Raw genomic sequence first — 14,629 nt, 5'->3', positions numbered from 1 at the left:
AGCGACCGTCGGTCAATTCGTTGATCTCCAAAGGGGCAACACTTACCGCAGTGAGCTCTTGGATCAGCCTGGTCCGGTTCTCCTCGGTTTGGCATCGATTGAGCGAGACGGCGGATTCCGGTCGGGCAAGCTTCGTACATACGGTGGCGACAGCCCCAGGAAGTTGCTTGTGTATCCAGGCGACATCTACGTGTCACTGAAGGACGTGACCCAGTCTGGCGATTTGCTGGGTTCCGTTGCGCGCGTACCTGACATGGTTGCGGTGGGTCGAATGACCCAGGACACGGTGAAGCTCATATTCAAGAGCGATTTGATCGATCGGGCCTATTTGTATTGGGTGCTGCGTTCGCCGGAGTATCGAAAGTACTGTCGTTCGCGGTCAATGGGGACTACGAACTTGTCGTTGAGTCGAGACGACTTCCTGGCCTTCCCGATCCCGATACCTTCCGAGACACGACTTCTCCTTGTCAATGTGCTGGACGACGTAGAGGCCAAGATCGACCTCAACCGCCGCATCAACCGAACCCTGGAGGCTATGGCGCAAGCCATCTTCAAGTCGTGGTTTGTGGACTTCGATCCCGTCAAAGCCAAGATCGCAGCCAAGGACGAAGGCCGCGACCCGCTCCGCGCCGCCATGAGCACCATTAGCGGCAAGCCCGACGCCGAACTTGACACCATTCCCCCCGACCAACAAGCCCAACTCGCCGCCATTGCTGCGCTGTTTCCGGAAGCGATGGAGGGCTCTGAACTGGGGAGGATTCCGAAGGGATGGCAGGTCAAGACGCTCATGCAAATTGCCAGATTCCCCGGCGGGAAAATCGATGTGTCGAGCCTAGGCGCTACCACCTACGTTTCAACTGAGAACATGCTGGAGAACCGTGGAGGCATCACTGAAGCGAGTTCTCTCCCCAGCGTCACTTCCGTGCCCAGTTTCTCCTCAGGGCAAGTTTTGGTGTCCAACATTCGCCCCTACTTCAAGAAGATTTGGCTGGCCAGATTGGCCGGCGGTAGATCAAACGACGTGTTGGCGTTCGAGCCCATGGATGCCGACAGTTCAGAGTTCCTGTTCAATCTGCTTTACCAAGATCAATTCTTTGAGTTCATGAACAGAACGGCAAAGGGTGCCAAGATGCCTCGCGGTGACAAGGACGCAATCGCAGGATGGAAATTCGTCTGTGCGGGGGATTCTTTATTGAAGCTCTTTTCAGAAAAGGTCCGTCCCTTCTATCGCTACATCGACAGTCTCGCTCGGGAGTCGAGGGGGCTTGCGTCTGCGAGAGACTCGTTACTACCCAAACTTTTCTCCGGCGAGCAGCAGGTTCAAGATGTCGAGGCGGAGGCTGAAGCGTGACCGAGAACAGCCTGGGGCCCGGAGCCGAAGAGCCGGCATCCCCCAGCGACTACTTCACCCGCATCCCGCTCTGGAGCGTTGACGGACATACGAAGCGCTTCGAGGTGATGGCTGACGAGCTGAGCGGGCGCATCCCGGTCACGCGGCTGGAGAGTTGGCGCGACTTCACCCTATTACTTGAGGCCCCGTTCTTCAACCGCCCGGGCGTGCAGCTGGTGTTCCGCGGGCACCGTCGCCACGACTGGGACCTGATGCCCACGCTCGGCCGGGTGACGACCAACGGAATCGTCTCGGAGGCACTTGCCACGGCCCAGCTGGATCTGTTCAAGCGCGCGGTGCGCGGCCGGCTCAGCGACACAGGCTTGGTGGACCAAGACGATGAGCTGTGGGCGGTGGGCCAGCACCACGGGCTTATGACACCGCTGCTGGACTGGACCTATTCGCCCTACGTGGCGCTGTTCTTTGCCTTCCACAGGGAAGACGACAAGGACGAAAAGGACAACCCTTACCGTGCGGTGTATGTGCTCGACAAGAGCTTTCTATCCGCCAACGAGGATGAAACCGGCATTCGCGTGTTCGAGCCACGCAAGGACCAGCACGGCCGGCTGGTGAACCAGGCGGGCCTGTTCACCTTCTCCCCTTTCGACGCGACGCTGGAAAACAAGCTGACCGATGTGCTGACCGACGAAGAGGGCTTCACCGATGAGGCCTTGCGCGCGGCATCAGAGGAGGAGCAGCCCGAAATCCTGGCTCGCTACATCTGCAAGATCTACGTCCGCAACGAAGAGCGCGGCGCCTGCGTGCGCCACCTGCGGCGCATGAACGTGCACCACGCCAGCCTGTTTCCCGATCTGATCGGCGCATCGGAGTACTGCAACATCCTCACCGCCGAGGCTGAGCAGGCGGCAGAGATCGTCCGCCAAGCTGTCCGCCAAGCCGTAAGCACCCCGACGCCGCCGGAGGATGCGTCGGAGGCGGGAGCGCCGACACCCGATGCAGCGGGCGCCACAACGCAGAGCATCGAAGACATCCTGCGCCAGCCGGCAGAAGCCGCGCAGGTCGAGCCCGGCCGCATCGGCTTGATTGCCCAGGAACTAGCGAAGGCCATCGAGCAGAACAAGGTGGTGGACTGGGTCACTCGCGATGCGGTCCAGGCCCGGCTGCGTACAGCAGTGCGCGTGCTGTTGCGCAAGCTTGGCTACCCAACCACCGCGCGCGAAGCCGTCGTGGAGCACGTCCTGGTTATGGCCATCGCCGAGAGCAAGAAGGGCGGCAATTATGCTGAATGAGCACCAGCTCGAAGAGCAATGCATCCGTTGGTTTGGAGAGTCCGGCTGGCGGTATGTGCACGGCCCGGATATTGCGCCTGAGGGGGCGCATGTCGAGCGGGCAGACTATCGGCAGATGGTGCTACGTGGCCGTCTGCTGGGCGCCCTAGCGCGCATCAACGCGCACATTCCGCCGCAGGCGCTGGAAGAGGCAGCCGATGCCATCGCCAGGGTGAGTGAGCCGTTGCTGGTGGTGCGCAACCGCGCCGTGCACAGGCTGTTGTTGGGCGGCGTGGAGGTGAGCTTTCCTAGACCTGACGGCGAAGGCAAGACCACGGATCTGGTCAGCCTGATCGACTTCAACAACCCGTCGAACAACGAGTTCCTGGTGGTAAACCAGTTTACCGTTCAAGGCAGCAAGCAGCCGCTGCGGCCTGATCTGGTGGCCTTCATCAACGGCCTGCCAGTGGCAGTGATCGAGTTGAAGAACCCGGCCAACGAGCAGGTCGATATCTGGGATGCCTTCAACCAACTGCAGACCTACAAGGCCGAGGCCGCCGACCTCTTCAACTGCAATGCGGCGCTGGTCGTCAGCGATGGCTTTACGGCCCGCGTGGGCTCGCTGACTGCAGACGCCGAGCGCATGTTGCCCTGGCGCACCATCGCTCACGAGGACGACCGACCCCAGCTGCAGATGGAGCTGGAAACGATGGTGCGCGGCTTCTTCAAGCCGGAACTGTTGCTGGACTATCTGCGGCACTTCGTGCTGTTCGAGCAGGACGGTGACATCCTGATCAAGAAGGTGGCGGGCTACCACCAGTTCCACGCAGTGCGCGAGGCGGTGGCCGCCACGGTGATCGCCGCCCAAGAGGCCGACAAGGGCCTGCTAGAGGTGCAGGAAGAGCGCGCCACCTACGGCAGGCAGGTGCAGCCCGGCTCGCGCAAGGCGGGGGTGGTGTGGCACACCCAAGGCTCGGGCAAGAGCATCACCATGGCCTGCTATGCCGGCAAGCTGTTGCAACAGTCGGCGATGAAGAACCCGACAGTGGTGGTGGTAACCGATCGCAACGACCTCGATGGCCAGTTGTTCGGCACGTTCTGCGCGGCCAGTGACCTGCTGAAGACCACTCCGCTGCAGGCCGCCGGCCGCGATGATCTGCGCGACATGCTGGCTTCACGCCAGGCCGGCGGCGTTATCTTCACCACGGTGCAGAAGTTCGCGCTGCTGGAAGGCGAAGAGCTACACCCCGAGCTGTCGGCGCGGGCCAACATCGTGGTGATGTCGGATGAGGCCCACCGCAGCCAGTACGGCATGAATGGGCGGCTGAACACCAAGACGGGCAAATATGTGTTCGGCTTCGCCAAGCACATGCGTGACGCGCTGAAGAACGCCACCTTCATCGGCTTCACCGGCACGCCCATCGCGCTCGAAGACAAGGACACCCGGGCGGTGTTCGGTGACTACGTGAGCATCTACGACATCCAGGATGCGGTGGATGACCGTGCCACGGTGCCCATCTACTATGAGAGCCGGCTAGCCAAGTTGGATGTGAACCAGGCCGAGATTGACCGGCTGAATGCACAGGTCGATGAAGTGGTGGAGGACGAGGAAGACGTCGCCAGCCGCGAGAAGACCAAGAGCGAATGGGCGGCGCTGGAGAAGCTGGTGGGCGCCGACCCGCGCCTGAGGCAGGTGGCGATGGACTTGGTTCAGCACTTTGAGGCGCGCGTCAGCGCGATCGATGGCAAAGCCATGATCGTGTGCATGAGCCGCGAGATCTGCGTGCGGCTCTACGACGCTATCACGGCGCTGCTGCCGGGCTGGCACAGCGACGACCCAGCAGAAGGCGCCATCAAGGTGGTGATGACGGCGTCATCTGCTGACAAGGCGCTGCTACAACCGCACCGCTACACCCATGCGGTGAAGAAATCGCTGGAGAAGCGATTTAAGAACCCGGCCGACTCGCTGAAGCTAGTGATCGTGCGTGACATGTGGCTGACGGGCTTTGACGCCCCTTGTTGCCACACGATGTACGTGGACAAGCCCATGAAGGGCCACAACCTGATGCAGGCCATCGCTCGAGTAAACCGGGTGTTCAAGAACAAGCCTGGCGGCCTGGTGGTGGATTACATCGGCATCGCCAACGAGTTGAAGGCGGCGCTGAAGACCTACATCGACGCCAAGGGCAAGGGCGATCCGACTCACAACGCTGCCGAGGCGTTGGCCGTGCTACTAGAGAAGATGGACGTGCTGCGCGGCTTGATGCACGGCTTTAACTACACCGCCTACGAGACTCAGGCGATGGTGCTGCTGGTGCCGGCCGCTAATCACCTGCTGGGTCTGAAGGACGGCAAGCAACGCTTCCTGGATGTAATGACGGCAGTGAGCAAGGCGTTCTCGCTATGTGGCACGCTGGATGAGGCGGTGGCGCTGCGCAAGGAGATCGCTTTCTTCGCGGCGGTCAAGGCGGCCATCACCAAGTTCACCACGGTGGACAAGAAGCGCACCGCCGAGGAAAAAAACAGCGCGCTCAAGCAAATCCTAGACAACGCCATCTTGGCCGACGGTGTGTCGGACATCTTCGCGCTGGCCGGTCTGGATAAACCCAATATTGGCCTGCTGTCCGACGAGTTCCTGGAAGACATTCGGCAGATGAAGAGCCGCAACCTGGCCGTGGAACTGCTGGAGAAGCTGCTGCGTGACGAGATCAAGGCCCGCGCCCGCAACAACGTCGTCCTGGAAAAGAAATATGGCGACCGGCTGTTGGAGACACTGCGGCAGTACCACAACCGCGCGATTGAGACGGCCCAGGTCATCGAAGAGCTGATCGCCATGGCCAAGGAGTTCCAGGCCGTGCTTGAACGCGAGGCTGCGCTAGGCCTCGGCCATGATGAGATCGCCTTTTACGACGCGCTGGCCAACAACGAAAGCGCGGTGCGTGAGTTGGGCGATGACACGCTCAAGAAGATCGCTATCGAGATCACCGAAAAACTGCGGGCCAGTACCACGGTGGACTGGCAGGTACGTGATAGCGTGCGGGCTAAGCTGCGCATTCTGGTCCGCCGAACGCTGCAGCGTTGGAAATATCCGCCCGATCAACAGGCTGACGCAGTGGAACTGGTGTTGAAGCAGGCTGAAACGCTATCGGACGAGTGGTCCAAGTAATCGGGTGATGGCGGCCAAGCGCCTGGAATGACTAGTTCGACGTTGCCCGCTCACCCGCAGACCGGCCTCTACCCGCCAGCGTCAGACGCCCCGCGCCGCGCCTTCTCGCTCATCTGAAACAACTCCCCAGCCTTGCGAGCCAGTTCAGCCGCAAGCCAAAGCAGGTTGTCCAATCGTCGAGGCCCATCCCCGCTGCACCAGTCGATGTCTTCCCCGTGGCAGACCCACAGGAGAGCTTCAAGCTGAGAGAGGGTGTTTTCGAGAAGATCCGCCGGGTCTTGGGCGTTGTCTTCGGAAGCTACCGGCGTGAGAGGCCGGGCTATAGTCTTGGTAGCCATTTTTGTGCGGTCCTTCCAAGGTGTTGCACGAACTTGGTTAGACGGCTGGGGTGCTAGTAACGCCCTGGCCGTCGCCTTTTGATACCTCGCATCTGCATCGCTGCTTTCGCACCGACAACCTGCCGCGAGGCAAGCAGCCTTCAAACATTTCGGTGGTGGCTTGGTGTGTTGCGCCTTTCTTCTCCCCTTGTTGGGGTGTTGAGTGACAGGGGCATCCACTCTAGAGAAGAACCCGGCGAAGTAAGCGTTCCATGCGGCACGAAGTCTCGGCGACTGCCAACAAATGCAGCTTCCGCAGCGGCTCCGAACGATCACGCCGATGGGGTGCCTTGCGCAGCGAAATAAAGGAGGAGGCCGAAGGCCGGGGGACATTCGCGGAGCAAGGCACCCCGTCGGCGTGAGCGCCCCCCGATGCAATCCAAAAGCTTCAGTCCATCCAGGCCCGCGCCCGGTCCAGATGCTCCCGGCACTCACGCACCATGCGCTCGAGCAGCTCGGCACAAGTCGGAATGTCGTCGATCAGCCCGATGCACTGCCCGGCCGAGACCACGCCGTTGTGCACCTCGCCAGACTCCAGCGCCGCACGGCCCCGCGCGCCGGCCACCAGCGGTCGCACGTCCTCGAACTCGCAGCCACCCGGGCGGTTCTCCGTAGCCACCACCTCTTCGGAGATGGCGTTGCGGAACACGCGCGCCGTGTTGTGCAGGGTGCGGAACATCAGCTTCGTGTCGCGCTCGGTTGCCGCGACCAGCGCCTGCTTGATGTTGTCGTGGATCGGCGCTTCCTTCGTCACGCAGAAGCGCGTGCCCATGTTCACGCCTTCGGCACCCAGTGCCAGTGCGGCGGCCATGCCGCGCCCGTCGGCAATGCCGCCCGACGCAATGATCGGAATGCGCAGCTTGCGCGCCGCGACGGGCAGCAGCACTAGGCCGGGCACGTCGTCCTCGCCCGGATGGCCCGCGCATTCGAAGCCGTCCACCGACACGGCATCGACGCCATTGCGCTCCGCCGACAGCGCATGGCGCACCGAAGTGCACTTGTGCACGATCTTCACGTCATGGCGCTTCAGTGCCTCGATGAAGTCCTTCGGGCTGTTGCCCGCGGTCTCCACGATCTTGATGCCGCTGTCGATGATGGCTTGCACGTACTCCGCATACGGCGGCGGCTTCACCGCCGGCAGGATCGTGAGGTTCACGCCGAAGGGCTTGTCGGTGAGCGTGCGGGTGCGCGCGATTTCGTTGCGCAGGTCGTCGGGCGTGGGCTGCGTCAGCGCGGTGACGATGCCGAGGCCCCCGGCATTCGACACGGCCGCGGCCAGCTCGGCGCGGCCCACCCATTGCATGCCGCCCTGGATGATCGGGTAGCGGATGCCGAGCAGTTCGGTGATACGGGTCTTCATCGTCGAAGACCCCTTACAGCGCCTTCACCAGTTCCGGCACGGCCGTGAACAGGTCGGCCACGAGGCCGTAGTCGGCCACCGAGAAGATCGGGGCTTCTTCGTCCTTGTTGATCGCCACGATCACCTTGGAGTCCTTCATGCCGGCCAAGTGCTGGATGGCGCCCGAGATGCCTGCTGCGATGTACAGCTGCGGAGCGACGATCTTGCCCGTCTGGCCCACTTGCCAGTCGTTGGGGGCGTAGCCCGCGTCGACGGCCGCGCGGCTGGCGCCAAGGCCTGCGTTCAGCTTGTCGGCCAGAGGGGCCATCACTTCGGTGAACTTCTCTGCGCTGCCCAACGCCCGGCCGCCCGAGACGATGATCTTGGCCGCCGTCAGTTCGGGGCGCTCGCTCTTCGTGACTTCACGGCCCACGAAGCTGCTCTTGCCGCTGTCTGCAACGCCTTCGGCCGTTTCAACCGCTGCGCTGCCACCCGTGGCGGCTGCGGCATCGAAGCCGGTCGTGCGCACCGTGATCACCTTGGTTGCGTCACTGCTCTGCACGGTGGCAATGGCGTTGCCCGCGTAGATCGGTCGCTCGAAGGTGTCGGGGCTGTCGACTTTGGTGATGTCGCTGATCTGAGCGACGTCCAGCTTGGCAGCCACGCGAGGCGCGACGTTCTTGCCGTTGGCGGTCGAGGGGAACAGGATGTGGCTGTAGTTGGATGCGATCGCCAGCACCTGGGCTGCGACGTTCTCGGCGAGGTTCTCAGCCAGGCTGGGGCTGTCGGCCACGATGACTTTGGAGACTCCGGCGATCTGTGCGGCGGCCTTGCCGGCTTCGGCTGCATTGGCACCGGCCACCAGCACGTGGACATCGCCACCGCAGGCCAGCGCAGCGGTCACGGTGTTCAGGGTCGCGGGCTTGACGGTCGCGTGGTCGTGTTCGGCAATAACAAGTGCGGTCATGTTCAGATCACCTTCGCTTCGTTCTTCAGTTTGTCCACCAGCGTTGCAACATCGGGCACCTTGATGCCGGCGCCGCGCTTGGGGGGCTCAGCCACCTTCAGGGTCTTCAGGCGCGGCTTGACGTCCACGCCCAGGTCCTCGGGCTTGAAGACGTCGAGCGTCTTCTTCTTGGCCTTCATGATGTTGGGCAAGGTGACGTAGCGCGGCTCGTTCAGGCGCAGGTCGGTGGTGATGACGGCCGGCAGCGTGAGGGAGATGGTTTCCAGGCCGCCGTCGACTTCGCGGGTGACGGTGGCTTTGTCACCAGCGACTTCGACCTTGGAGGCGAAGGTGGCCTGGGGCAGGTCAGCAAGAGCCGCCAGCATCTGGCCGGTCTGGTTGGCGTCGTCGTCGATGGCTTGCTTGCCCAGGATGATGAGCGACGGTTGTTCCTTGTCCACCAGCGCCTTGAGCAGCTTGGCGACGGCCAGGGGCTGCAGTTCTTCGGTGGTTTCCACGAGGATGCCGCGGTCGGCGCCGATGGCCATGGCGGTGCGCAGGGTTTCCTGGCATTTGGCATCACCGCACGAGACGGCGATGACTTCGGTCACGACGCCCTTTTCCTTCAGGCGAACGGCTTCTTCAACGGCGATCTCGTCGAAGGGGTTCATGCTCATCTTGACGTTGGCAATGTCCACTCCGGTGCCGTCGCTCTTGACGCGCACTTTCACGTTGTAGTCGACGACCCGTTTGACAGGTACAAGAACCTTCATGGCTGTTCCTTTGAATGACGAAGAAATGAATGAGTGAATGGGTTACTCGAGCTTGGCGCCCGACTGCTTGATGAGGCGCTCCCACACCGGGCGCTCGGCCTTCCAGGCGGTGGCGAAGAGTTCGGGCGAGCTGTCCTTGATCTCGAAGCCCATGGCTGCCACGCGTTCGCGCACGTCGGGCTGCTGCGTGGCCTTGCGCACTTCTTCGGCGATGCGGTCCACGATGGGTTTCGGTGTCTTTGCAGGAGCCGCGATGGCGAGCCAGCCCGTCACGCGGTAGGCCTCGTCCTTCAGGCCCTGCTCTGCCAGCGTAGGCACGTTGGGCAGCGTGCTCATGCGGCGCTCGCCGCTCACGCCGATGGCGCGGATCTTCCCGGAATCGATGTGCGGCTTGGCCACCAGCGCGCTCGCATAAGCCATCTGGATCTGGCCGCCGATCAGGTCCTGCATCATCGGCGCCTCGCCCTTGTAGGCGACGTGGTTCATGTCGGACTGCGTGGCCAGGCTCATGTGCGCGCCGGCCAGGTGCGGGTATGCGCCCACGCCGTACGAGCCGTAAGCCACCTTGCCCTTGTTGGCGGTGACGTACTTCAGCAGCTCGGGACCGGTCTTCACGGGAACGCTCGGGTGCACCACCAGCACCAGCGGCGCCATCGCGATCTGGTAGACCAGCGTGAGGTCGCGCTGCGTGTCGTAGGGCAGCTTCTCGTACAGGAACTCGTTGGTCATCAGCGAATTGCTCAGCCCCAGCACGATGGTGTAGCCGTCGGGCGCAGCCTTGGCGACCGCGTCGGTGCCGATGATGCCGGCCGCGCCGGGCTTGTTGTCGATGATGACGGGCTGGCCCAGGCCGGCCGACATCTTCTGGCCGATCACGCGCGCGAGCACGTCGGTGGCGCCGCCGGCGGCGAAGGGCACGACCATGCGGATCGGTTTGTTGGGGTAAGCGGTCTGGGCATTTGCTGCGGGCAGCGCGCACAGCGTGGCGACGGAAGCGGCGGCGCACAGCAAGGCGCGGCGGTTCGGAAGGCGGATGGTCATGGCTTGTCTCTGTCTCTCTGTCTTGGTTTCAAAAATCACTGCGCCCCGATGCGCGTCTTGAAGGGCAGCGGCTCCAGCGCCTTCTGCAGCCGCTCCTGAAGCGATGCGGCCAGTGCGCCCGCTGCCGCGTTGTCGATCAGCACGCGCACGAGGCTTTCGCCTTCGGTCTTCACCACAGGGCGCGCGGCCTCGGGCAGGCCGAGCGATACGCACACCTCGACGACCGTCGCGCTCACCACCTGGCGTGCGGCCATCGCGCGCAGCTCGGGCTTGTAGATCTTTCCGACGTTGGTCATCGGCATGGTCTCGATCACCGACACCCACTTGGGCTTTGCGGGCGCTTCGTCCACGCGCTCGGCGGTGAAGGCCAGCAGCTCTTCTTCCGTTGCCGAGGCGCTGGGCACCAGCGTCGCGAAGATCACGGGCAGTTCGCCCGCATAGGCATCGGGCGCGCCCACGGCGGCGCACAGTTGCACGGCGGGATGCGCGCCCAGCGCGTCCTCGATGGTCTTGGGGTCGATGTTGTGGCCGCTGCGGATGATCAGGTCCTTCGAGCGGCCCGTGAGGTTGAGTCGCTCCTCGCTGTCGATCCAGCCCAGGTCGCCGGTCGCGAGCCAGCCGTCGGCCGTGAAGGCCTTGGCGTTGTCGGCCGGGTCCACGAAGCCGGAGAACACATTGGGCGACTTGAACAGCACCATGCCCTGTTCGCCGGGCGCCACCTCGCGGTCGCTGGCGTTGCCGTTCTCGTCGAGCGCCACCACGCGCATCTGCATGTAGGGCAGGCGAAAGCCCACGCAGCCCGCGGGCCCGTCCACGCCCGGTGGTGTGATGGTCGAGATGCCGGCCATCTCCGTCATGCCCAGGCTCTCGTGCACGTGCAGGCCGAACAGCCGCTCGAAGCGCGCGGCCAGCTCGGGCGCGAGCACGGCGGCGCCGGTGCGGCAATAGGTGATCGATGAAATGTCCGCGCCGTCCAGCGGCACATTGGCCAGCGCCGCGAGCACGGTGGGCACGGCCGACAGCGAGGTCGGGCGGTACTTCGCCACCAGCTTCCAGTAGTTGGCCAGCACCTCCTTGTTGCGCAGCAGCGAGGGCGTGGGAATGATCACTTCCACGCCCGCCGACAGCGACGAGAGCGATGCCGGCAGCACGCCCGCCACGTGGAACAGCGGATAGCCGTTGATGGAGATGCCGCTCTCGTTCATGCCCGCGACCTGCACGCTGGCCCAGGCCGTGAACACCTGCGCGCCGTGGCTGTGGCGCGCGAGCTTCGGCGCACCCGTGGTGCCGCCGGTGTGGAAGTAGGCGGCGATGTCGGTCGGCGCGATGTCTCGGCCGCTCACGAGGCGGTCGTCGGGTTGCGCGGCGCGCAGCACGTCGAACTCGGCAACGCCCGGCAGCGCGGTCGCGCTGTCCGATCCTGCTCCAGGCAGCGTGCCGGCAGCGCCCGGCGCTTCGTCGTGCGGCGCCACGCGCAGCACCGTGGTCAGCGTCGGCACCTGGCCGCGCAGGCGCATCGCCTTCGACCACATGCCCGATTCGCTGTCCGAGCCGTAGGCGATCAGCACCTTGGCGCGGCCCGCGGTCATCAGCGCGACCAGCTTCTCGTCGGTGAGCAGCGGGTTCAGCGGCTGCACGATGCCGGCCGCCTCGCCGCCCCACAGCGCGAGGTGGTACTCCAGGCAACCGGGCAGCAGCACCGCCACCGCGTCGTCAGGCCCCACACCCAGCGTGTGCAGCATGTTCGCGGTCTGGTGGATGCGCGCGAGCAGTTCGGCGTACGACCAGCGAATGGGTTCGTCGGCCGGGTTGCCGGTGCGCAGGAAGGTCAGCGCCGTCTTGCCGCCGAAGGCGTGGCCCGCGTTGCGGAAGATCTCGTAGGTGCTGCGCACCGTGAGCGCCTGCTCCAGCGGCGTCTCTTCGAGCTTGCGGATGTCGGCGAGGCTGCGAACGGGAAGGGCGGGGCGGAACGGCGCGCCGACCGGGGTGCTGTAGTTGTTGTCGTGCCTGTCTGTCATGTCTTGTCTCCTTGGTGTTGTCGCCCTGCCGGCCCGGCCGTTTTACTGGTTCGTGATGTGGTTGTCGCGAATGACCTTGCCCCAGCGCTCGAAGTCCTCGCGCATGCGCACGCCCGTCTGCTCGGGCGTGCGGTAGGCCGAGAAGGTGCCGACGCTCTGGAGCTTGTCCTGCACTTCCTTGTCGGCCAGCGCGGTCTTGAGTTCGGCGCTCATGCGGTCGATCACGTCCTTGGGCGTGCCGGCCGGCGCCAGCAGGCCGCCCCAAGAGGTTGCGTCGAAGCCCGGGAAGCCCTGTTCGGCCACCGTCTTCACATCGGGCAGCAGGCTCACGCGCTGGCCGGAGCCGACCGCGATGGCGCGCAGCTTGCCGGCCTTGATGTGCGGCAGCACGCCCACAAGGTCAGAGAACATCGCGGGCACCTGGCCGCCGATCAGGTCGGTCACGGCCGGCGCGCTGCCGCGGTAGGGCACGTGCTGCATGTCGAACTTGCCGATGGTCTTCAGCTGCTCGGTCGTCAGGTGGCCGAAGCTGCCGGCGCCCGCGCTCGTGTAGTTGAGCTTGCCGCCTTCGGCCTTGGCCTTGGCGATCAGGCCCTGCACGCCGGTCACGTCGGGCAGCGACTTGGGGTTGACCACCAGCACGATCGGCAGGTCGTACACCGAGCCCACGGGCGTGAAGTTCTTGAAGATGTCGTAGCCGGTGGGGCCGTACAGGTGCGAGGCCAGCAGCGTGGGCGTGGCCAGCATCACGAAGGTGTAGCCATCGGGCGCGGCGCGGGCCGCGGCAGCAGCGCCCACGGTGCCCGATGCGCCGCTGCGGTTGTCGATCACGATGTTCTGCTTGAGCGCGACCGACATCTTCTGCGCCACGATGCGCGAGGCCACGTCGGTCGGGCCGCCGGGCGGGAAGGGCACGATCAGCGTGATCAGCTTGGCGGGCCAGGCCTGCGCGAAGGCGGTGCCGGCCACCAGGGGCAGGGCGAGTGCAAGAAGGGCGCGGCGAACGGGACTGCGAAGGGAACTGCGAAGGGAAGAAAAGGATGCCATTGGGTCTTGTCTACTTTGGAAATGCGGGCGCCTGTCTTCTTCAGACGACGCCACTTGTTTTAAGCGCGGCCAGCTTTTCATCCGACAGGCCGAGCAGGGACTGCAGCACGTCGTGCGTGCCTTCGCCCAATGTGGGCGGCGCGCTGCGCACCGGCAGGCGCTCGCCGTCGAAACGGTAGGGCGGTGCCAGCACGTTGACCGTGCCGGCCACCGGGTGCGGCTGCGTGGTCACGAGGCCGGCATCGGTCGCACGCTTCGATTGCAGCGCTTCGAGCAGGCCCAGCACCTCGCCGCACGGAATGCCCGAGGCGGTGAGCTTCGCGAGCAGGTCGGCGCGCTGGCGCTTGGCCAGCTCGGCATGCAGCTCGGGCAGCAGTACCGCGCGGTTTGCAGAACGCAGGATGTTGGTCTTGAAGCGTTCGTCGGCAGCGAGGTCGGGCCGCTCGATCACGTCGGTGCAGAAGCGCGCGAACTGCGCGTTGTTGCCCACGGTGATGACCAGCGGGCCGTCGGCCGCATCGAACACGCCGTAGGGCACGATCGACGGGTGCGAGTTGCCGTAGCGCGGCGGGTCTTCGCCCATCAGCAGCGCTTCGAGGCCGTAGTAGGCGGTGATCATCAGGCCGCAGTCGAACAGTGCCATCTCGACATGCCGGCCCTTGCCGGTTTTCTCGCGCTGGTACAGCGCGGCCAGGATGGCCTGCGCCGAGTACATGCCGGTGAACAGGTCGACGGCAGCCACGCCGAACTTCAGCGGCGGTTGGTTCGCTTCGCCGTTCAGTGCCATCAGGCCGGCTTCGCCTTGCACCACGAGGTCGTAGCCCGGTCGCGCGGCTTCGGGGCCGGTGCGGTCGTAGCCCGAGATCGAGCAGTAGATGAGGCCGGGCTGCTCCTTGCTCAGCTGTTCGTAGCCCAGGCCCAGCTTGTCGATGCCGCCGAACTTGAAGTTCTGGATCACCACGTCGCATTGCTTCGCGAGGTCGCGCGCGAGCTGCTGGCCTTCGGGCGTCTGCAGGTCGAGCGTGACCGAGCGCTTGTTGCGGTTCACGCTGTTGAAGTAGGCGGTCTCGGTCTTGCCGACACGCAGGCCCCAGTCGCGCGTGTCGTCGCCGCGGCCGGGGTGTTCTACCTTGATGACCTCTGCACCCATGTCGGCCAGCACCATGCCGCACCAGGGGCCCGCGAGGATGCGGGACAAGTCGAGGACGCGCACGCCGGCAAGCGGCAGCGAGGAATTCAGCGAAGACATGGCAGCTCCAGAAAGACGAAAAACCTCCGCACCTGCGTGCAAGAGGTTGGAAGG

10 protein-coding genes are annotated in these 14,629 nt (G+C 64.4%); 3 read left to right on the top strand and 7 right to left on the bottom strand.

Going from position 1 to position 14,629, the window contains the following annotated elements:
* Window positions 1-190 precede the first annotated feature (190 nt).
* From AC07O3_RS19715 to AC07O3_RS19705, 3 genes are read left to right on the top strand one after another with little or no spacing between them, the layout of a single operon-like run.
* Window positions 191-1,351, top strand: a complete 1,161-nt coding sequence (locus AC07O3_RS19715; protein ID WP_495340107.1) for a restriction endonuclease subunit S domain-containing protein — start codon at window positions 191-193, stop codon at window positions 1,349-1,351.
* Window positions 1,348-2,640 (top strand): FRG domain-containing protein, encoded by a 1,293-nt coding sequence (locus AC07O3_RS19710; protein WP_495340106.1) that lies wholly within the window; start codon window positions 1,348-1,350, stop codon window positions 2,638-2,640. Before AC07O3_RS19715 ends, AC07O3_RS19710 begins: the two co-directional genes overlap by 4 nt.
* A complete protein-coding gene (locus AC07O3_RS19705) occupies window positions 2,630-5,785 on the top strand; it encodes a type I restriction endonuclease subunit R (protein ID WP_495340105.1) in 3,156 nt (1,051 codons plus the stop codon). The genes AC07O3_RS19710 and AC07O3_RS19705 overlap by 11 nt, the downstream gene beginning before the upstream one ends.
* A gap of 765 nt (window positions 5,786-6,550) precedes the next feature.
* Here AC07O3_RS19705 and AC07O3_RS19700 read toward each other — a convergent pair.
* The 7 genes from AC07O3_RS19700 to AC07O3_RS19670 are packed head-to-tail and all read right to left on the bottom strand — an operon-like array spanning window position 6,551 to window position 14,575.
* Window positions 6,551-7,522: an NAD(P)H-dependent flavin oxidoreductase gene (locus tag AC07O3_RS19700; RefSeq protein WP_495340104.1), complete on the bottom strand. Its 972-nt coding sequence runs from the start codon at window positions 7,520-7,522 to the stop codon at window positions 6,551-6,553.
* Between the two features lie 13 nt (window positions 7,523-7,535).
* Window positions 7,536-8,468 carry an electron transfer flavoprotein subunit alpha/FixB family protein gene (locus AC07O3_RS19695; protein WP_489017279.1) on the bottom strand — a complete coding sequence of 311 codons (933 nt, stop codon included), beginning with the start codon at window positions 8,466-8,468 and terminating at the stop codon, window positions 7,536-7,538.
* Between the two features lie 2 nt (window positions 8,469-8,470).
* Complete coding sequence (locus AC07O3_RS19690; protein WP_495340103.1) at window positions 8,471-9,220, bottom strand: electron transfer flavoprotein subunit beta/FixA family protein; 750 nt, start codon at window positions 9,218-9,220, stop codon at window positions 8,471-8,473.
* Between the two features lie 42 nt (window positions 9,221-9,262).
* A complete protein-coding gene (locus AC07O3_RS19685; RefSeq protein ID WP_495340102.1) occupies window positions 9,263-10,261 on the bottom strand; it encodes a Bug family tripartite tricarboxylate transporter substrate binding protein in 999 nt (332 codons plus the stop codon).
* A 35-nt stretch (window positions 10,262-10,296) separates the two neighbouring features.
* Window positions 10,297-12,279, bottom strand: a complete 1,983-nt coding sequence (locus AC07O3_RS19680) for an acyl-CoA synthetase (protein WP_495340101.1) — start codon at window positions 12,277-12,279, stop codon at window positions 10,297-10,299.
* 42 nt (window positions 12,280-12,321) lie between these two features.
* Entirely contained in the window at window positions 12,322-13,326 is a 1,005-nt protein-coding gene (locus tag AC07O3_RS19675; RefSeq protein WP_495340100.1) for a Bug family tripartite tricarboxylate transporter substrate binding protein, read from the bottom strand.
* 40 nt (window positions 13,327-13,366) lie between these two features.
* Entirely contained in the window at window positions 13,367-14,575 is a 1,209-nt protein-coding gene (locus AC07O3_RS19670; RefSeq protein WP_093078515.1) for a CaiB/BaiF CoA transferase family protein, read from the bottom strand.
* Window positions 14,576-14,629 lie beyond the last annotated feature (54 nt).

The organism is Variovorax sp. GW821-FHT09D05 (genome assembly GCF_059416325.1).
This window is presented reverse-complemented; position numbering and strand designations above follow the sequence as displayed.

What these genes read in the sequence shown, in the direction of transcription:
- AC07O3_RS19705 (WP_495340105.1), top strand. Translation starts at nt 2,630, where the DNA reads ATGCTGAATGAGCACCAGCTCGAAGAGCAATGCATCCGTTGGTTTGGA.
- AC07O3_RS19700 (WP_495340104.1), bottom strand. Translation starts at nt 7,522, where the DNA reads ATGAAGACCCGTATCACCGAACTGCTCGGCATCCGCTACCCGATCATC.
- AC07O3_RS19695 (WP_489017279.1), bottom strand. Translation starts at nt 8,468, where the DNA reads ATGACCGCACTTGTTATTGCCGAACACGACCACGCGACCGTCAAGCCC.
- AC07O3_RS19690 (WP_495340103.1), bottom strand. Translation starts at nt 9,220, where the DNA reads ATGAAGGTTCTTGTACCTGTCAAACGGGTCGTCGACTACAACGTGAAA.
- AC07O3_RS19685 (WP_495340102.1), bottom strand. Translation starts at nt 10,261, where the DNA reads ATGACCATCCGCCTTCCGAACCGCCGCGCCTTGCTGTGCGCCGCCGCT.
- AC07O3_RS19680 (WP_495340101.1), bottom strand. Translation starts at nt 12,279, where the DNA reads ATGACAGACAGGCACGACAACAACTACAGCACCCCGGTCGGCGCGCCG.
- AC07O3_RS19675 (WP_495340100.1), bottom strand. Translation starts at nt 13,326, where the DNA reads ATGGCATCCTTTTCTTCCCTTCGCAGTTCCCTTCGCAGTCCCGTTCGC.
- AC07O3_RS19670 (WP_093078515.1), bottom strand. Translation starts at nt 14,575, where the DNA reads ATGTCTTCGCTGAATTCCTCGCTGCCGCTTGCCGGCGTGCGCGTCCTC.